General features: G+C 48.2%; 1 protein-coding gene. It reads right to left on the bottom strand.

Annotation, left to right across the window (positions count from 1 at the left end; translation table 11 throughout):
- On the bottom strand, positions 1-677 hold a 677-nt coding region (locus ACESZP_RS17945; RefSeq protein ID WP_499709954.1), incomplete at both ends, for a recombinase family protein.

The following is a 677-nucleotide window of genomic DNA, read 5'->3' on the forward strand; positions in this document are numbered from 1 at the left end:
GCATACTGTGCATCAAGCGCCTTATATCGTGTATCCGGCAGCTTGCCGAGGGCGTTATCCTCATAGATTTTGCAAATCAGTTTTTCCAGTTCTCCGGCTCTCTTTTGGGCAGTAGCCAGATGCCTGCGCTTTTTCGATATATCGGCACTCTGTTGAGCAACCTGCGTCTCCTGAACAGTGTGAATAAATTCCGTCCGGTCATTTCTCGAATATTCAGCGATAGCCCGGAGTGTGTCGGAAACCAATGTCAGAACAGCACTCTCATTGATACGGTGTTGTGTAAGGCATAGTGTCCCACACGGAACTTTGGTATAATTGGAACAGGTATATTGAGAAATCCGCTTGCCATTGTTGGTGCGGTGGACATACATCTTGCCGCCACAATCGGCACAATAGAGTAAGCCTGTGAGGGGAGCTGCTTCGCCCCAGCCGTTTGGATAACGCCGTACATTGCTGCGGATTTTCTGCACCAGATCAAAGGTCTGCTGGTCGATAATGGCTTCATGGGTATTCTCAAAGATCGTCCACTCGTCCTCAGAAACATAGTGGCTTTTCTTGTCCTTAAAGTGCTTGCGGGTCTTGAAATTGATGGTGTGCCCCAAATACTCTCGTTTTTTCAAAATGTTCACGATGGTAGATGATCCCCATCCATAGGGGTCTTTGACCGGCTTTGAACG

This window comes from Candidatus Dorea massiliensis AP6 (genome assembly GCF_964245105.1).
Classification (GTDB): Bacteria; Bacillota; Clostridia; order Lachnospirales; family Lachnospiraceae; genus Laedolimicola; species Laedolimicola intestinihominis.